We start from the raw sequence: 17,892 nt of genomic DNA on the forward strand, positions 1-17,892 counted from the left end.
AGTAAAATAGAGCGAGGTACGTACAATGAGAATTTGTCCATTGAAATGCTCATTGTCCTAGCGCGAGGCCTAAAGGTAGATGTGGGCGTATTGCTTACGGTGACGCCGAAAGAATTAGCCTTGTTAGATGATGATGTATATGAATAATAAAACTATATAAGGCTGTAAAAAAGGGACTGTTTGAAAAGGCAGTCCCTTTTTAAGTATAATGAGAGGGACATATCATAAGATAATGAGCATACGATACGTAAGGGAGCAGAGGTAGAGGATGGACAAAAAGACGCATGAGCTGCAGACGGTAAGTGCTGAAAGTACAGTGCCTGGTGGAAGTAAACAATTACATTACATGGCGCTTACAGCGCAGGAATTAGAGGCCCAAGAACTGGAGCTTACGAAGGCCTTAGATATAAGTTATGAGGAGTTAGAAGCTCTTGTAGTACATTGCGAAACCATTAATAGTCCTGAAGGTCTAAGTCAAATGGTAATTAAGGAAGTATGGAATCGATTAGGCGAACAATTTGGTCTAGAATTAACCAATGAGACTTTGATTCAAGCGCATATTCGTAAAAATCCCCAAGATAATCCACTGGCTAACGCATATAGTAAGGAAATTGGCGATAAAGTCTTACAAGATTCTAAATATAAGCAATATGGTCGAGACGCAAAGGTAGCCCACCAAAATGGTACACAAGAGGATGCGTATACAGGGCACGTATTAGGTGAAAACGATAAGCCTAATATAGAGCATGTGATTTCTCGAGAAGAACATTATGGCGATTTAAGACGTGTACAGTCTGGTGAAACTGTTGCCGAAGCGGCTAATGATCCATCGAATATTGTTGTGACGAATGAAAATTTAAACAAGAGTAAGGGTAAAAAATCCGTAGAGACATATACGAATCCAGAAGCTATGGCACAGCGGCGAAAACAGCTAGAAGAAAATTATAATAAAAAGGTGAATGATATTAATACGAATCCTAATTTATCTGAAGCCGAAAAAAAGGCACAGCTGGCTGAAGCTAAACGTAAGAAAGACAATATTTTAGCTGCTGACGAAGACAAAATGAAGGCTATAGATAAGAAGGCTCGCCGCAGCAAAACTCTTCGGCAAGGCAAGAAGATTGCTGTGAACACCGCAAAGAAAGCCGGAAAAGATGCCATTAAAGCAGTGCTTGCCTCAGTGGTAGCTGATTTCTTGAAAAAAATGCTAAAGACCTTAATTGCTTTTTTCAAGGAGTCAGGGAAATCCTTTACAAAACTGATGACAGATTTAAAGCGAGCCTTTATAGAGTTCACTCAAGACATAAGGGCACAGGTAAGAAAGTATTTGAATATTGCGAAGGACACCATTGTGGGGACTATTTTGTCTGAAGCCTTTGCACCGGTACTAACCTTGTTTAAAAAGGCGGCAAGTTTTGTAAAGCAAGGATTTAAGTTTGTGCGCGAAGTATTCGGTTACTATAAAAAAGGCAGAAAATCGGGCCAAGTCCTTTGTTGAACAAATGGCTGATATTGGTAAGCTCTTGGTGGGGATTTTATCTGTAACCGGCGGCCTTTTACTTAGTGAAGTCATCGAAAAAAGCCTCTTAGCCATTCCCATTTTTGCCATAACAATTCCCTTATTAGGTACACTGGCAAACTTTATTGCTACTTTAGTATCTAGTATAGTCTTTGGTGTTATAGGGGCTATTTCTATTTACTATATTAATAAATTTGTAGAGAAAAAGATAAAAACGAAGCTCACTAAAGAAGTTCTTACAAAACAAGATGAGGTACTTACTTTGCAGGAGCAAAAGCGCTATGTACTAGAGTCGAAGGTGGAGAATCGTAAAGAAATGATGTATCAAACTATCAGTGATCGTCATAGAGCTTTACGAGACATGATGGTAGAGAGTTTAGGGACAACAGAAAAGGGACATAAGACTCTAACAGAGAGTCATAAAGAAAATAGAAAAGTCTTAGACGATATAGATAGAATGTTAGATAATTTAGAGTAATTAAAGGTCGCTCTTATAATTAATCCTAACGAGTTATTAAGTGTTAGGACTAGCGTTAATAAGTGTTAGAATTAAGCGTTAATAAGTGTTATTAAGTGCTAGAATTAACTGCGATTAAATGCATAATGTATTAATTACATGAGGATATGATGGTAAAGAGTAATAAAGCATTATTTTTACAGAGAAAAAATAGATTAAAGGCATTGGAAAAAGAGATGCCCAAAAAAGTAACATTTACTCAAGTGAATGAAGATGGAGGCTTCTTTAATTGGTTTAATCATGAGGTAACAGGTCGTGAACTGAATCAATTTTCCAAAGAGGTGAAAGACTGTTTTATTCGGCAAAACCAAGCCTTTGAATATGTGTATAATGGCTTACACGAAGTATACGAAACCTTCGACGCCTTAGATAAGGAATATCTTCAAGGCATTGCAATCGCCCTAAAGGGTAATGAAAAAACTGTAGAAGAGCTAAAAGAGACACAATATGATATAAATCAACTTGTTCAATCTCATCATAAAGTAGTGGTCGGATTAACAAGTTTTAAAGCCCGGCTTGAAACATTGGCGCATTTAGATGATATTGATTTAATGTTTGAGAGTTATGAAGAGTTGCATGCTGGCTTATTACAGCTACAAGAGCAAATCATGAATTTATAATCAGTTAGCGTACAGCATCAAGCGAACTTAGGGGATATTAGTGAAAAGTTTAAGAAAGTCTATGATAATTTAAATATCACTATAGAGACAATAAAAGGGGAAGTGCAAATGGTTCACCACAATTTACAGTCTCAAGATATGCAGCAAATGGCACTTATTGTAGATTTGCAAAAAAAGGCTAGAGCCGCTAAAGGATTTGCTATCCTTTCATTTCTAATAGCTCTTTCAGCTTTAGTCGTTGCCTTTGTGCAATAAAGGAGGCTACTATGCTTTCAGATCAATATAAACAACAATTACGAACGGAAGTTCTCAAGTTAGACGATTTAACGAATGGGCAGTATGAACTAGAGGCCCTTGAAAAAGCGATTGAGGACGGGGTAAGCAAAAGTGCGCCTTTGGAATTAATTAAGAAATTAAGGGATATTCGACGCTCCTATGAGACAAACCAGATGGAAGCGAAGGCAGAAATTATTGTAGAGCTCCTATATAAATACTTAGGGGCGCTAGCAGTAGATGATGTATATGAATGGATATTCCTTTTGAAGCATTAGCTGAGCAATTAGAGTCTTTGGTGGGATTAAAGGCTGTGAAGGCACAGGTTAGAGATTTGATTGCTTTTAATGAATTGCAAAAGAAGCGTGTACAATTAGGCCTAAAGAAAACGAATAAAACCTTACACATGGCTTTTTTAGGCAATCCAGGGACAGCTAAGACAACGGTGGCTCGTATTGTAGGGCGGATGTATAAGTCATTGGGGATTTTAAGTAAGGGCCATTTTATCGAAGCGGGGCGCGCTGACTTAATTGCGGAGTATCAGGGGCAAACGGCTATTAAAGTACGCCGTTTAATTAATAAAGCACGGGGCGGCGTGTTATTTATTGATGAAGCCTATAGTATTACAGAAAATGAGCATAGCGATAGTTATGGCCGTGAATGTTTAACAGAGCTTACGAAAGCCTTGGAAGACTATCGTGATGATTTAGTCGTAATTGTGGCAGGCTATCCTGATTTGATGAAACAATTCTTTGCCTCTAATCCAGGTCTTAAATCTAGGTTTAATCAGTTTATTACGTTTCCAGACTATTCTGAAGCTGAGCTATTGGATATTTTCAAGTATTTGTGTAAGCAAAATGACTATATTGTAACGGAAGAGGGCCTTGTAAAATTAAAGGAAAAAATTGCTAAGGATTTTGCGGCTACTTCTAGTAGTATTAAGGTGGACCATAAAGAATATGGATTTTCGCCGGAGAATAAAGATAATGCATTTTCGCCGGAGCATAAAGGGAATGCATTTTCGCCGGAGAATAAAGCACAGGAGCTTTCACTGAAGGATAGAGAGCGGGGGATTCTAACTAAAGCGAATGGACGCTATATTCGAAATCTATTTGACGATGTAACTATGAATCAAGCAAAGCGTTTGTACAATAGAAAAGAAGCACTAGACAAACAGAGTCTAATGCTTCTTTGTGAGTTAGATTTTTAAATGAGTTATAGTTCTGCCGTGTTATTCTCTTCCTCTACAAGGGGGATCTGTACCATTTTTTCTTCTTTTAATTCCCAGCCCGCTTGCCCCCTACTCATGTTGTCTATGGCCGTTTGTAACGCATCTAATTCGCTAGGGCTTACGTATATTTGCAAGGTTACTTTGTCTGTAAAATTTGTTTCAAAATGTAGATTTTGCTCTTCTAGATACCGCCCTAGGGTATTATAAAGACTGTAGTCAACGGTAACTTCCACAATTTGACGCAATGTGTGGAGGACTTTAGGAGCTGATTTTATAACTTCTGCCGCACTATGCGAGTAAGCTCTAATAAGCCCGCCGGCACCTAGTTTGATACCTCCGAAGTAACGGGTTACGACAATTAAGGTGTTGGTAGTTTTTGTTTTTTTTAAAACCTCCAAAATAGGTTTGCCAGCAGTGCCGGACGGTTCGCCATTATCTGAAGAGCGTTGCTGTTCTTGTGTGGGGCCTAGCGCATAGGCTGTACAATTGTGGGTAGCATCCCAAAACTCTTTATTGATGCGGGCAATGCCGGCTTGAGCTTCTTCTTCTGTGGTGCAGGGGATAGCTGTAGCAATAAAGCGTGATTTTTCTACAATATATTCAATTCGATGTTCTTGGCCAATGGTAATAAATGACGCCATAGTATACCCCCATGAAAAATATAATCAATTACATATATAGTGGATTTATGTGATGCAAGACTGAGGTACTCTCCATGTAGGTATGACCGAGGTCTTGCGTTTTTTTATTATCACTTAACATATTACGGAATTTTTAAAATGAATTCAATACCCCCTTGTTGACGATGTAAGTGAGAAAGAGTAACATAATACATGTAGAAATACCCCGTGGGGGTATGTAAATATGTTTTATCGTAGACTTATATATAAAGTTATATAGAGAGTTAAGAAAAATAAAGTTATATAGAGAGTTAAGAAGAAAGAGGTATGCTATGTTAACTGATATGGAAGTAGATAAAGTGACGCGCCGCCTTCGCCGCATTAAGGGCCAAGTAGAAGGCATAGAGCGCATGGTAGAAGATCATCGTTACTGCATTGAAGTATTACAACAAATTGGTGCTGTACGAGCGGCTCTTTACCAAGTGGGCATGTTAATGTTAGAGAGCCATTCGCGCTCTTGCGTAGTAGATGCCATAAAAAAAGGCAATGAAGATGATGCTATTACAGAATTGATGGGCGTATATAAATCATTACATAAATAAGAAAGAAGGTTGTAGTAATGAGTAGTCGTACAAACGAGTTTGATATTACTGGCATGCATTGTGCAGCCTGTGTAGCTCGTGTAGAAAAAGTGGTGAACCGCCTTGAGGGGGTAGCCGATGTTAAAGTTAATTTATTAACCCGTAAAGGCAGTGTTACCTATGCACCTAATAGTACAGTCACACCGGATGATGTAGTACAAGCGATTACTAATATTGGCTTTGGTGCATCGTTGGCTAAAGAAGGGTCTCATACCTTAGAAAAGGTAAATTACAAGCCTCAATTATATCGCATGATTATAGCTGCTGTTATGGCTGTGCCTATGATGGTGAGCATGACGGGACATCATCTCTTTGGTTGGCCCATGTTGCCTGCTTGGGTAGAACTTGTCTTAGCAACTATTGCTCAATTTGGCCCTGGTCTTGTCTTTTATAAAGGCGCTTGGGGGGCTATAAAGGGTGGGTCTTTAACCATGGATGTGTTAGTGGCATTAGGGACCACCGTGGCTTATGTATTTAGCATTTATAATATGATGATAGGCAATCACGAATTATATTTTGAGACATCAGCTTGGCTTATTACTTTCATTTTACTTGGTAAAGTTTTAGAAGAAGTAGCAAAGGGGCGTACTTCAGAAGCCCTTGAAAAGCTTATGGGCTTGCAAGCAAATACAGCGCATGTACAACGGGATGGCCAATGGGTGGACATTCCTACCACTGAGGTTGTAGTAGGTGATGTATTGCAAGTTAGAGCAGGTGAAAAAATCCCTGTAGATGGAGAGGTCCTAGAAGGGCAGTCTGCTGTTAATGAAGCCATGCTCACCGGTGAAAGCTTGCCAGTGGAAAAGGCGCAGGGCAGCAAGGTAATTGGTGCCACTGTAAATGAAACAGGCGTATTCACTATGAGGGCGGAAAAAATTGGTTCCGATACGATGCTTTCACAAATTATTAAAGTCGTGGAACAGGCCCAGACCTCGAAAGCTTCGATTCAACGTGTAGCCGATGTAGTGGCAGCGTATTTTGTACCTATCGTTATTGGCCTTGCTATATTAACGGCTATTGTTTGGTATTTAGGTTTTACTAATGATTGGGGCGTAGCACTTATTCATGGTACAGCCGTACTGGTTATTGCATGTCCTTGTGCTTTGGGGCTAGCAACACCGACGTCTATCATGGTAGGCTCTGGGCTCGGTGCGGAACATGGGATTCTAATTAAGAGTGCTGAATTCTTAGAACGAGCTGGTCAATTAAATGCGATTGTGTTAGATAAAACAGGAACTATTACGAAAGGGACCTTAGTAGTAAGTAAGATACAGCATTTTACAGGCCTTGCTGCAGAAAATGTAAGCATTATGACAGCTGTAGAGTCCTGCACTACCCATCCTATTGCTAAGGCCATGGCGGCCTATGGTATGGATCAAGTCGAACAAGCTCCATTACCTGTAGTTGACTCTTTTAAAGATGTGCCAGGTCATGGCTTAGAAGCTGTAGTAGATGGTAAGGATATAAAGATTGGCCATAGCCGTTGGATGAAGGAGCTTGGTTATTTAAGCGATGAAGTGGAACAGGCGGTACTCAGTGAAGAAGAACGGGGTGCTTCGGTGTCCTTGTTAGCTGTTGATGGCATAATTAGATCCTTGTGGGCTGTAGAAGACGAAATTCGTCCGGAAGTACCGGAAGTAATTAAAACGTTACAAGCTCGAGGCATTGAAGTATGGATGCTTACGGGGGATAATCGCCGTACAGCAAACTACATGGCTAAACAAGCAGGCATTAGTCATGTAATGGCAGAAGTATTGCCACAGGACAAGGCCGGTAAAATTGAAGAACTTAAAAAACAGGGCTATGTAGTTGGCATGGTAGGTGATGGCATTAATGATGCGCCAGCATTGACCTTAGCAGATATTGGCTTTGCCATTGGAAATGGCACTGATATTGCTGTTGAGTCTGCTGATATTGTGTTAGTACGTAATGATTTACATACACTAGTGCAAGCTGTTACTTTGAGCCGTAAGACTATGACAAATATTCGTCAAAATCTGTTCTGGGCGTTAATCTTTAATAGTATTGGTATTCCATTGGCAGCAGTAGGCTTATTGTCTCCTATGATTGCCGGTACAGCTATGGCCTTTAGCTCGGTGGCGGTAGTAAGTAACTCCTTGCGTTTAAAACGAGCTAAATTAGGTTAATAGTAATTATGTTGAAGTTAGAATAACAGTAACTATATTGAAGTTAGGCTAGCAGTAACTAGATTGAAGTTAGGTTAATAGTAACTATATTAAAATTAGGTTCATAGCAACTATATTGAACCCATGTGTTTACATAAAGCAGCGGACTTTAGTCCGCTGCTTTTTTAGTTCATAGATCATGGGGAATGAGTCAGGTACGGTAAATTTTTTAAAAATTTGCGTGTAAAGGAAAAGTACTTGACATAATAGTTAGGCTTTGATAGAATAGCGTGTAAAGTTTTTTAGCTTGACATTGTTGAGGAAGGAGTGAGGCCTGTGGAAGAACGTGTATTAATTAGTTTATTACTTGACTTTTATGGTGCCTTATTGACTGAACGACAGAGACAATGTTTATCCTGGCATCATGAGGATGACATGTCCTTAGCTGAAATTGCTGAAACACTTGGCGTGTCACGGCAAGCTGTGCATGATAATATGCAGCGAGCGCGCCAATTACTTGATATGTATGAAAGCAAGTTACACTTAGTACGACAGTATGAACAAAGGGAGCATGTAATTCATCATTTAAAAACAGAGCTTTCTAAACTAGATGATGTAGTTTGTGCCGGTCGTAGCCAAGTGGAACGGGTTACACAATATAAAAACTCACTATACGAATTAGTAGCTCAAATGGAGGGATAAGATGGCTTTTGATAATTTAAGAGATCGCTTGCAAGAAGCCTTTAAGTCCTTAAAAGGTAAGGGGAAGGTTACCGAAGAAGATGTAAATCTAGCCCTACGCCAAGTGCGCATTGCTTTGCTTGAAGCGGATGTGAGCTTGGTAGTAGTAAAAGATTTTATTAAGCGCATCAAAGAAAAAGCGCTTGGTGAAGAAGTCTTTGGTTCATTAAATCCTGTGCAGACTGTTGTTAAAATCGTTAAAGATGAATTAACAGACCTCCTTGGTGGTACTGAAGCGCGGATTATGATATCCCCACGACCACCAACGGTAATTATGCTAGTCGGTTTACAAGGTGCTGGTAAAACGACCACGGCTGGTAAATTAGCTGTGCATTTACGCAAGCAAGGAAAACATCCTATGCTTGTAGCTGCCGACGTATATCGTCCAGCGGCGATTAAACAGTTGCAGGTAGTAGGGAAGCAAATTGATATCCCTGTATTTGCCAAGGAAGAGGCTGGAGCGAATCCTGTAGACATTGCTAAAGAAGCGATTGCTGCTAGTTCTTCCCTGTTAAAAGATGTGGTTATCATCGATACGGCAGGGCGCCTAGCGATTGACGAAGAATTGATGAATGAGCTTGTAAATATTAAACAATCTGTTAAACCTCATGAAATTCTTCTCGTTGTAGATGCCATGATTGGTCAAGACGCAGTAACTACTGCTAAGACCTTTGATGAGCAGTTAGGCCTTGATGGCATTGTCATGACTAAACTTGATGGTGATGCTAAGGGTGGTGCTGCCTTATCTATTAAGTCTATTACGGGCAAACCGATTAAGTTTGTCGGCACCAGTGAAAAGATGGACGGGCTTGCCGTATTCCATCCTGATCGTATGGCATCGCGTATTCTTGACTTAGGTGACTTAGAGACTTTGATTGAAGGCGCTAAGGACTTAATTGATGAAGAAGAAGCGAAAGCCTTGGCTGATAAAATGCGTAAGAATCAATTCACTTTGGATGATTTCTTAGCACAGATGCAGCAGATTAAAAAATTAGGTAATTTCCAAAATATCCTCGGACTTTTACCTGGCATGGGCCAAGTGAAAGATAAATTAAAGGATATTGATTTAGATAGTAAAGAAGTACGTCGCATGGAAGCGATTATAAAATCCATGACGATGGCAGAACGAGCTAATACTAAATTGCTTAATGGGTCAAGACGTAAACGTATTGCAATGGGGTCTGGTACTCGCGTGCAAGATGTTAATCGTCTCATTAAACAGTTTGAAGAAGCTCAAAAGATGATGAAAAAAATGGGATCCATGCGCGGTGGTAAGGGCGGACTTTTATCTAAAATGATGCCAAAATTACCTTTCGGCGGTTGATCTATATAGAGATTATTACAAGGAGGTGAAGTTATAAAATGTTGAAAATTCGTTTAACTCGTTTGGGTGCTAAAAAAGCTCCTTTCTATCGTATCGTTGTAGCTGACTCTCGTGCTCCTCGTGAAGGTCGTCCAGTAGACACTATCGGCCAATACGACGCAACTAAGTCCCCAGCTGTTATCAATATTGATGAAGAAAAAGCTTTAGCTTGGTTGGGTAATGGTGCACAGCCAACTGACACTGTTCGCTCCCTTTTCAAACAGCACGGTGTTATGCAGAAATTTGCTGACGCTAAGAAGTAATTCATAGAGAGGCATACTGTGATGAAAGAATTAATTACATTAATTGCAAAGTCATTGGTTAAGCAGCCTGAAGCCGTTTCTGTTACCATGACCGTAAAGGGCGACGTGGAAATTTATGAAGTACATGTAGCTCCAGAAGACATGGGCAAGGTTATTGGAAAGCAGGGCAGAATTGCTAAAGCAATCCGAGCTGTTGCCAAAGCGGCAGCTATCAAAGAAAATAAAAAGATATCTGTTGAGATTGTCTAAAGGGTGAGGTACACATGGAAGAAATGACGATTCGCGTCCCTGTGACTATTAAGTCTAAAGTGACGGAAGATCTAAAAGTAAAGCTTACTGCTGACTTACAGCATCGTCTCGACTTAGTGGAACAAGACTTGCAACAGCTTGAATTCCAAGCTAAACGTTTGGAAAGCGAACAAGCAAAGCTTGACTTGCAAGGCATTATTCAACTTCGTCAGCAAATCGAAGAAAACAAGAATCAACGTTTATCCATTAAGGCGGACGTAGCAGCCAAATTAAAGGAAGTTGAAAACCTTGAGCTAGGCTCTGAAATTAATCAGGGTACTTTTGAACGCTCCGTTACAGTTAAAGTCGGCGACGATTTTGACGCGTTAATGGGCAGCGAAATCTTGCTTGAAGATGGCAAGATCGTAGCGTTCCGCAGCTAATAATAAGGTCCTATGAATCAGAATGAACTGATTACTATAGGCGTTATCGTTGCCCCGCACGGTGTGCGGGGTGATCTGCGTATAATGCCTACTACCGATTTTCCTGATCGGTTTTTAACGATGGAGGACTGCTACATTGATGGTAAGCAATACCATATTACCTCTGCTCGTTATCATAAACAATTTATATTAGCTACTTTTAAAGAAATTCCTGATCGCAATGCGGCTGAGCTTATGGGCCGTAAAGAGATTCAGGTAAGCCGAGAAGACCTGGTAGAATTACCTGAAGGTCGTTATTACATTTTCGATATTATTGGTCTTACTGTATTCGATACAGAAGGAGTAGAACTTGGCAAAGTGTCTGATGTTCTTCAACCTGGTGCCAATGATGTATACGTAGTACAAAAAGAAGGAGAACCTGATTTATTACTACCTGTACTTGATGATGTAATTTTAGAAATTGATGTACCAGGTGGCAAGATTATTGCTAATCCACCAGAGTGGATTTAAAAAGTAGGCTAGCAGCGTAAGATTGAGTGTATAAGAAAGGTAATGGCGATACTATGAAAATTGACATCATTTCTTTATTCCCTGAGTTTTTCGCTGCTTTTTTTGATCATAGCATTATAAAACGTGCTATCGCAGCGAATCGACTCTCCATGGCAGTAACGAATCCGCGCGATTTTGCTCACAATAAGCATAATCAAGTAGATGATACGCCGTACGGTGGTGGGGCCGGTATGTTGATGATGGCTCCGCCCATTTTTGAGGCTGTGGAACATGTATTAGGGGCTTTTGAAAACTCCCCAGAGTTAACAGATAGCTCTCATGAATTAGTACCGAATGCTGTACATGGTCTAGAGCCGCGAAAACGGGTTGTTTTTTTAGGCCCTGCAGGGACACCCTTTACACAGGCTAAGGCCCGTGAATTAGCTACGTATGATCAATTAGTATTGATTTGTGGCCATTATGAAGGTGTAGATTATCGAGTGGAAGAGCATCTTATTGATGAGACTATTTCCATCGGCGACTATGTGCTTACTGGTGGGGAATTACCTGCCATGGTTGTAGCTGATGCAGTAGCACGCATGATTCCAGGGGTGCTAGGGGCTGCAGCGGGAGCCGTAGAAGACTCATTTTATCGGCCCATTTTAGAAGGCCCTCAATATACTAAGCCACCTGTATTTCGTGGCTGGGAAGTGCCGGAAGTGCTCCGCAGTGGTCATCACAAAAATATTGCTACTTGGCGCTTAGAGCAAGCTTTGCTTCGCACTGAACGACTGCGCCCTGATTTGCTAGATCGGGAGCTTACTAGTGAAGAAGTAAAGGCCATTAAGACTTTAAAAAAATCAGGACTTTGGCCTCAAGACAAAGAGCTATAAGATGAGGGCGTTATAATTGCTTGGCTTTTGAAGAACCTTATGAAGGAGGGGGTACTATGAGATTGCGCATCGGGATTACAGCTGATACTTTACATAATATGACGGATGTTATTAATGAAGTTAGAGCACCTTTTGCACCTCGGGAGTTAGTAGAGGTGATTCATCATCTAGGGGCTATTCCGATTATTTTGCCCGATGTTCTTGAGCCAGATGAAACTTGCGAAGAGCTAGTGAATATGTGTGATGGAATTATTTTACCTGGTGGTCCAGATATAGATCCTCTTTTATTTGGAGAGGAACCGATTCCACAACTAGGATATGTAAATTTTAAGCGCGATATATTTGAAAAGGCGCTTATCTTAGCGGCACAAGCAAAGCATAAGCCCCTTTTAGGTTTGTGCAAAGGGGCGCAAATGATTAATGTAGCCCTTGGTGGTACTGTGTATCAAGACTTGAAAGCACAATATAAAAGATTGAGTGTTAAGCATTCACAAAGAGCCTATGGCGGTGATGCGACTCACTCTGTTACACTCGAAAAGAATAGCTTTTTAGAAACTGTATTTGGCCCTCAAACATTGGTGAACTCGCGCCATCATCAAGCGATTCGTGAGCTCGGTGAAGGTTTAAAAGTTACGGCCTTGAGTGCTGATGGTGTGGTAGAAGGCATTGAAAATGAGGATGCCACCATTGTTGGTGTGCAGTGGCATCCTGAAAATATGTGGCGCGAATATGCAGATATGCTTCGTTTCTTTGAAGCTTATTTAGACATTGTTGAAGAGTCTCTGTAATAATTAGGGATTGCGTCGATAATATTTTTGAAATATCTCGGCAAGGTATTTGTAATTAAAGACGCCCTGGCAGCCTAGTGCTAGATTTATTGTTGCGTGCAATGAATCTACTAGGTTGTCAGGGCGTTTTTGTGTTATTGAATCTATGATCTTGATAGCGTATTTACTATATCCTTTTGATAGGGGATTTTTGTGTGGAGGTGAAGAGATTATTTATTGTCTCGATTATGCTCCCAATGTACAGCGTCTTGTTGGTCATTAGGTTTATTTTGGTAATGGTCTTTCTTTTTATGCTCTTCCTTGTTTTGTTTATTTTTATCCATAGTTGGTCTCACATCTGTTTGGTACCATTTTACATAGTTGGATAAGTCATTCACTATGAAGGAGGTGGCACCGATGCCAAAGCAAAATAGGGTGATTAAGACGGTGATTAAAATTCGTTTCATACTGTAGCTCCCTTCGTAGTTTCTTCTTTCTTAGTTTTATATTGTTTGAAACATTCTTGGCCAATGAAGAGGCATGTGAGTCCTGCACCGAAGCCAGCGAGGAAGAGTGACACAATAGTTACCATTGAAATGGCTGGTAGTGGTGCTACATCTACAAATGGTTGCCATTGAATGGATAGTAAATAGGTAATAATGAGGGTGATAAACCAGCATAAAGCTGTTAGTATATAGGCGATTGTGCCACTAGTCCAAAAGACAGCTTTAGATGCATGCTGCCAATATTGAGGTAATTGGGGCTTCATATTAGACTGAAATTCAACTTGGGCCTTTTCAAACATATCTTTTAAATCATCTGCTATATCACCTTTCAAAAGGCCTTTTCGTTCAGTTATAATGCCTTCAGATAGATAAGCTTCGTAAATTTGTTTAGGGTCGCCTAAGGATCTTATAATTTCTTCATCCCTAAGATTTTGTTCATAGCCACTTCGGAAATGCTCTTCATAATCGCTGAGAATTTCATTTACATCTTCCGCTTTAGCTTGACGAAAGTAATAGCGTAATAAGTCTAAATATTGCTCTTTATTCATTAATGTCAACTCCTTCTAGGAAACGATTTACTGCGCTGGAAAAGTCTTGCCACTCCATTAACATGTGACGGTAAGACTTGGTTCCCTCCTCAGTAATACGATAATATTTGCGCGGTGGGCCACTGACTGATTCCTCCCAATAGGTGTCTACTAAATCATCTTTTTGTAAACGTTTAAGGAGGGGGTAGATGGATCCTTCGGACATTTCAACATAGTCTGAAATGGTATCCACAATTTCGTAGCCATATTGATTCTTTTGGGTTAAAAGACCGAGCACTAAAAGCTCAATAACCCCTTTTTTTAGCTGTGTTTTCATGGCAACTCCTTTGCTTGTTATATTTTGTATATATTCATTCATTGGATAACTATATGTTAACACAAGGTATAATATAATGCAAGGTACTAAATAATAAACAATTCTTAAACAATTTTTAAATTCCTTTTTATTTCTTTTGTTCGCTCTTCTGTTTGGTTCAATGTGCTTTAAGTGTTATAATAAAATGATTGAGTAAATAAGATTAGATAGGAGTGTTATTGGTGAGAGTTATTGGCATAGATCCAGGTAGCGCCATCTGTGGTTATGGTGTAATTGATGTAGAAGGCAATCGCCTTAAAACGGTAGCTTATGGTGCCATCACCACTACGCCGGACGATACAGATGCAAGACGCTTAGAAATTTTATTTAATGATTTAAGTGATATTTTAGAAGAATATCGCCCTCATAAATTTGGCGTAGAACAGCTCTTTTTTAATCGTAATGTGACTACGGCTATTACTGTAGGTCAGGCTAGGGGTGTTATTTTATTGGCGGCGAGTCAACAAGACTTACCGATTTATGAATATACGCCACTCCAAGTAAAACAAGCTGTTACTGGGTATGGTCGGGCTACGAAAGAGCAGGTGATTAGCATGACTATGAAGCTCTTGGGCATTAAGGAAAAAATTAAGCCTGACGATACGGCCGATGCCTTGGCCATTGCTATTTGCACGGCCTATAGTTCGCAATCAGAGCAATTAAAGAAACGATTGCAGTTATAGTGTTGAGCTATTAACGCTGGCAGTTATAGATTAAGCGCTTGGTGTTGACCCTTATAGATTAAACGCTTAGTGTTGACAGCTATAGATTAAGCGCTTAGTGTTGATCGCTATAGAGTTAGGATCTTAGTGCCTGTAGTTATAGGGCAAAGTATATAAATTCAGATTACTATAGTAATAATGATGAGGATGTAAACATGATTGGATATGTACGAGGCAAGGTGAGTCACATTTTTAGTGGCGCTTGCTTTATTGATGTAAATGGGGTCGGTTATCGCCTCCATATTTCAGCTAATACGCGCGATGCACTTCGTGAAGGTGAGGAGATTACTTTGTTCACGTACATGAGTGTTCGCGAAGATGCTATGCAGCTTTACGGCTTTGCGACCCAAGATGAGTATGATTTATTTACCTTACTTATTTCTGTGTCCGGCATTGGGCCTAAAGTGGGGTTAGGCATGCTCTCTGGCATGAGTTCTGATGCGATTAAAGTAGCCATTATGAATGGCGAAGTCAAGACGCTTACCAAATTGCCAGGGATTGGTAAAAAATCAGCTGAACGATTGGTATTGGAGTTAAAAGATAAGATTGCAAAATTTGCGCCAGTTGTCATGACAAGCAAAAAAGGTGGCTTTGATTTTGATGCAGAACCGAACGCATCAGGGGTAGGCGGTTTAGTGACGGAGGCGCTTATTTCCTTAGGTTATGATGAAACTGAGTTCATTGATATTCTGCACCGCCTGGACGATGGTTCTCTCGGTGAATCCGAATTGCTCCGAGCTGTGTTGTCAGAATTAGGAAAGGGTAAATAGGTATGAAAGAAGAAGTTCGCATTATAGGAACTGAAGAACATGATGAAGATACTTGGCAATTAAGTTTGCGCCCTCGCTATTTTAGAGAATATATTGGTCAGAAAAAAGCTAAAGAAAACTTGGAGATTTTCATTCAAGCTGCTAAAAAACGTGGCGATGCATTAGACCATGTGCTCTTATATGGTCCTCCAGGTCTTGGTAAAACAACCTTGGCCACGATTATCGCTAATGAGCTTGATGTAGCCCTTCGCATTACATCTGGACCAGCGATTGAGCGCCCTGGTGATTTGGCCGCCTTGCTGACGAATCTTAATGAAGGGGATGTACTTTTTATTGATGAAATTCATCGCTTATCTCGCAGTGTAGAAGAAGTTTTATATACGGCTATGGAAGATTATGCCATTGATATTATTATTGGCAAAGGGCCTAGTGCTCGCTCCATGCGTTATGAATTACCTCATTTTACTTTAGTTGGCGCTACGACTAAGGCCGGCGCTTTAGCAGGGCCTTTGCGGGATCGCTTTGGCATTGTAAGCCGGTTGGAATATTATAATGAAGCGGAGCTAAAGGTGATTGTAGAACGGTCTGCTGACATATTAAATATGCCCATAGAAAGTGAAGGGGCATCAGAAATCGCCCGCCGCTCTAGAGGTACTCCACGTATTGCTAACCGCCTTTTAAAGCGCGTTCGCGATGTAGCGGAAGTTGTGGGCAATGGCACAATTACAAGAGCGATTGCAGATGAAGCTTTAAGACGTCTTGATATTGACCAGCTAGGACTCGATCTTACGGATCGGCGTGTATTGCGCTCCATTATCGAAGTATATAAAGGGGGACCGGTAGGTCTTGATACTTTGGCGGCGCAAGTAAGTGAAGAGCGCGAAACTATTGAAGATGTGTATGAGCCCTATCTCATGCAATTAGGCTTATTGGCTAGGACAAGCCGTGGCCGTATTGTAACACCTTTGGCATATAAACATTTGGGCATTCCTATGCCTTAGTTATGCAATAGGTATTTCTAGACCTCTGCCTATGAAATGAGGCTAATAAAGGGTATACAGGCTATTACGAATTTAAAACAGGAGAATTAATAGGAGAGAATATGAAGCAACGAATTTGGTCGACTTGGTCATTTTTAGTTTTACTAAGTGCTACTACATTAGGCACTACCGCCCTCGATGCTATATATAGTTCGCCTACAAAGGCGGCTATGATTCCCATTGTAAAAGAAGGGTATGGAGCTAGCTCAAAGGAGCTGCCAGGTCGCGTTATGGGTAATGTAACAGATGTTGACAAAGGCACAACCCCTAGTGTAGTACAAAGTTCTGATAAGAAGATATCTAAAACGAATTCCAAAAATGTATCAAAGTCTAAGAATATAGATAAAAATAAAACGAGCAAGGCTGATACTTCCAAGGAGCAGGTCACTAAGAGTGATTCAAAGTCTAAGGGGCCTGTTGTAAAGACTACGAAATCAGTTAGTAGCCCTGCATATAATACAAATGAATCGACTCATATTCCTCAAATCCGAGTTCTTTTAGGGGCTCGTACAACCCCTTTAACCGTTACAGGCAATGGTGAAATCAGTGTATATGATGAAGATAAAAAGCCTATTCAACGAGTTACAACAGGGCAAGCTGTTGTAGTAGGGATTAAAAATCATAAGATTACGGTCAATGGCAAGGTTGTCGAAGGGGATGTATTTTTAAAATCCTGGCAGGGAAAAACGAGTACGCCTATTAAAATTGATGGTAAGCCCTACCGAGGTGCCATAAAGATTGCGGTTAACTCCAATGGTGCGATGATGATAATCAATGAAACTTCCTTAGAGTCCTATTTATATGGTGTCGTACCGGCTGAGGCGGTACCAAGCTGGCCTCAAGAAGCATTGAAGGCGCAGGCTGTAGCGGCTCGAACGTATGCACTTTACAATATGAAACAAAGCGCAGCTAAGCCTTATGATGTGAAGCCTACAACTAGTCATCAAGTGTATTCTGGACAAGCTGGAGAATACGATAGTACGACCCGTGCAGTAGATGCCACTAAGGGCTTAGTTATGAAATATAAAGGTTCTCTTATTGAAGCATTTTTCCATTCTGATGGGGGCGGTTTTACTGAAGATAGCGTAAATGTGTGGGGCAGTGTAGTTCCTTATTTAAAAGGCGTTAAAGATTATTCTAATAATAGTGATACATCGGCTTGGACAGTCAGTTTAACCCGCAGTGCACTAGAAAATAAATTAAAAGCAGCTGGCAAA

The 17,892-nt window shown here is 40.4% G+C and carries 24 protein-coding genes; 20 read left to right on the plus strand and 4 right to left on the minus strand.

From position 1 onward, the window contains the following. Positions 1–268 precede the first annotated feature (268 nt). From Q0376_RS03950 to Q0376_RS03975, 6 genes are all read left to right on the plus strand, one after another. Positions 269–1,498, plus strand: a complete 1,230-nt coding sequence (locus Q0376_RS03950) for a hypothetical protein (protein ID WP_298704321.1) — start codon at positions 269–271, stop codon at positions 1,496–1,498. After that, positions 1,437–1,997, plus strand: coding sequence for a hypothetical protein (locus tag Q0376_RS03955; RefSeq protein ID WP_298704323.1), 561 nt, complete (start codon positions 1,437–1,439; stop codon positions 1,995–1,997). Before Q0376_RS03950 ends, Q0376_RS03955 begins: the two co-directional genes overlap by 62 nt. Positions 1,998–2,212: 215 nt before the next feature. Continuing rightward, the gene (locus tag Q0376_RS03960) at positions 2,213–2,656 is read left to right on the plus strand and encodes a hypothetical protein (RefSeq protein ID WP_298704325.1); all 444 of its coding nucleotides are present in this window, start codon (positions 2,213–2,215) and stop codon (positions 2,654–2,656) included. A gap of 108 nt (positions 2,657–2,764) precedes the next feature. Then, entirely contained in the window at positions 2,765–2,911 is a 147-nt protein-coding gene (locus tag Q0376_RS03965) for a hypothetical protein (RefSeq protein ID WP_298704328.1), read from the plus strand. A gap of 11 nt (positions 2,912–2,922) precedes the next feature. After that, positions 2,923–3,207 carry a hypothetical protein gene (locus tag Q0376_RS03970; RefSeq protein ID WP_298704330.1) on the plus strand — a complete coding sequence of 95 codons (285 nt, stop codon included), beginning with the start codon at positions 2,923–2,925 and terminating at the stop codon, positions 3,205–3,207. Next, positions 3,183–4,139: an AAA family ATPase gene (locus tag Q0376_RS03975; protein ID WP_298704332.1), complete on the plus strand. Its 957-nt coding sequence runs from the start codon at positions 3,183–3,185 to the stop codon at positions 4,137–4,139. The genes Q0376_RS03970 and Q0376_RS03975 overlap by 25 nt, the downstream gene beginning before the upstream one ends. A 5-nt stretch (positions 4,140–4,144) precedes the next feature. On the opposite strand, the gene Q0376_RS03980 is transcribed toward Q0376_RS03975, so the two are convergent. After that, positions 4,145–4,801, minus strand: a complete 657-nt coding sequence (locus Q0376_RS03980) for a YigZ family protein (RefSeq protein WP_298704334.1) — start codon at positions 4,799–4,801, stop codon at positions 4,145–4,147. Positions 4,802–5,112: 311 nt separating this feature from the next. On the opposite strand from Q0376_RS03980, the gene Q0376_RS03985 reads away from it, so the two are divergent. The 10 genes from Q0376_RS03985 (at position 5,113) to Q0376_RS04030 (ending at position 12,755) form a co-directional block, all read left to right on the plus strand. Further along, positions 5,113–5,382, plus strand: a complete 270-nt coding sequence (locus Q0376_RS03985) for a metal-sensitive transcriptional regulator (protein ID WP_298704336.1) — start codon at positions 5,113–5,115, stop codon at positions 5,380–5,382. A gap of 17 nt (positions 5,383–5,399) precedes the next feature. Beyond that, positions 5,400–7,568, plus strand: coding sequence for a cation-translocating P-type ATPase (locus tag Q0376_RS03990; RefSeq protein ID WP_298704337.1), 2,169 nt, complete (start codon positions 5,400–5,402; stop codon positions 7,566–7,568). A 315-nt stretch (positions 7,569–7,883) separates the two neighbouring features. Next, a complete protein-coding gene (locus tag Q0376_RS03995; protein WP_298704339.1) occupies positions 7,884–8,249 on the plus strand; it encodes a putative DNA-binding protein in 366 nt (121 codons plus the stop codon). Between the two features lies 1 nt (position 8,250). After that, a complete protein-coding gene (ffh, locus tag Q0376_RS04000; RefSeq protein ID WP_298704341.1) occupies positions 8,251–9,612 on the plus strand; it encodes a signal recognition particle protein in 1,362 nt (453 codons plus the stop codon). 38 nt (positions 9,613–9,650) lie between these two features. Further along, on the plus strand, positions 9,651–9,914 hold the full coding sequence (gene rpsP / locus Q0376_RS04005) for a 30S ribosomal protein S16 (RefSeq protein WP_162098956.1): 264 nt from the start codon (positions 9,651–9,653) through the stop codon (positions 9,912–9,914). Between the two features lie 21 nt (positions 9,915–9,935). Next, positions 9,936–10,163, plus strand: coding sequence for a KH domain-containing protein (locus Q0376_RS04010; RefSeq protein ID WP_295789744.1), 228 nt, complete (start codon positions 9,936–9,938; stop codon positions 10,161–10,163). 14 nt (positions 10,164–10,177) lie between these two features. Further along, on the plus strand, positions 10,178–10,585 hold the full coding sequence (locus Q0376_RS04015) for a YlqD family protein (RefSeq protein ID WP_298704344.1): 408 nt from the start codon (positions 10,178–10,180) through the stop codon (positions 10,583–10,585). Positions 10,586–10,597: 12 nt separating this feature from the next. Further along, positions 10,598–11,095 carry a ribosome maturation factor RimM gene (rimM, locus tag Q0376_RS04020; protein ID WP_298704346.1) on the plus strand — a complete coding sequence of 166 codons (498 nt, stop codon included), beginning with the start codon at positions 10,598–10,600 and terminating at the stop codon, positions 11,093–11,095. A 53-nt stretch (positions 11,096–11,148) separates the two neighbouring features. Beyond that, positions 11,149–11,967, plus strand: a complete 819-nt coding sequence (trmD, locus tag Q0376_RS04025) for a tRNA (guanosine(37)-N1)-methyltransferase TrmD (RefSeq protein WP_298704363.1) — start codon at positions 11,149–11,151, stop codon at positions 11,965–11,967. Positions 11,968–12,023: 56 nt separating this feature from the next. Then, complete coding sequence (locus Q0376_RS04030) at positions 12,024–12,755, plus strand: gamma-glutamyl-gamma-aminobutyrate hydrolase family protein (protein WP_298704348.1); 732 nt, start codon at positions 12,024–12,026, stop codon at positions 12,753–12,755. 209 nt (positions 12,756–12,964) lie between these two features. Here Q0376_RS04030 and Q0376_RS04035 read toward each other — a convergent pair whose 3' ends face one another. Genes Q0376_RS04035 through Q0376_RS04045 form a run of 3 tightly spaced genes read right to left on the minus strand, consistent with a single transcriptional unit; the run spans position 12,965 to position 14,104 of the window. Continuing rightward, entirely contained in the window at positions 12,965–13,201 is a 237-nt protein-coding gene (locus Q0376_RS04035; protein WP_298704350.1) for a hypothetical protein, read from the minus strand. After that, a complete protein-coding gene (locus Q0376_RS04040) occupies positions 13,198–13,788 on the minus strand; it encodes a DUF1700 domain-containing protein (protein ID WP_298704352.1) in 591 nt (196 codons plus the stop codon). Before Q0376_RS04040 ends, Q0376_RS04035 begins: the two co-directional genes overlap by 4 nt. After that, positions 13,781–14,104 carry a PadR family transcriptional regulator gene (locus Q0376_RS04045; RefSeq protein ID WP_298704354.1) on the minus strand — a complete coding sequence of 108 codons (324 nt, stop codon included), beginning with the start codon at positions 14,102–14,104 and terminating at the stop codon, positions 13,781–13,783. Before Q0376_RS04045 ends, Q0376_RS04040 begins: the two co-directional genes overlap by 8 nt. Before the next feature lie 221 nt (positions 14,105–14,325). Between Q0376_RS04045 and ruvC the strand changes: the two genes are divergently transcribed. From ruvC to Q0376_RS04065, 4 genes are all read left to right on the plus strand, one after another. Next, positions 14,326–14,826 carry a crossover junction endodeoxyribonuclease RuvC gene (gene ruvC / locus Q0376_RS04050; protein WP_298704355.1) on the plus strand — a complete coding sequence of 167 codons (501 nt, stop codon included), beginning with the start codon at positions 14,326–14,328 and terminating at the stop codon, positions 14,824–14,826. 194 nt (positions 14,827–15,020) lie between these two features. Next, positions 15,021–15,635, plus strand: a complete 615-nt coding sequence (gene ruvA / locus Q0376_RS04055) for a Holliday junction branch migration protein RuvA (protein ID WP_298704357.1) — start codon at positions 15,021–15,023, stop codon at positions 15,633–15,635. Positions 15,636–15,637: 2 nt separating this feature from the next. After that, positions 15,638–16,636 (plus strand): Holliday junction branch migration DNA helicase RuvB, encoded by a 999-nt coding sequence (gene ruvB, locus Q0376_RS04060; RefSeq protein ID WP_298704359.1) that lies wholly within the window; start codon positions 15,638–15,640, stop codon positions 16,634–16,636. A gap of 101 nt (positions 16,637–16,737) precedes the next feature. Beyond that, on the plus strand, positions 16,738–17,892 hold a 1,155-nt coding region (locus Q0376_RS04065), incomplete at its 3' end, for a SpoIID/LytB domain-containing protein (protein WP_298704361.1).

Origin of the sequence: uncultured Veillonella sp., from assembly GCF_937981445.1 — a bacterium.
Taxonomy (GTDB): Bacteria; Bacillota; Negativicutes; order Veillonellales; family Veillonellaceae; genus Veillonella_A.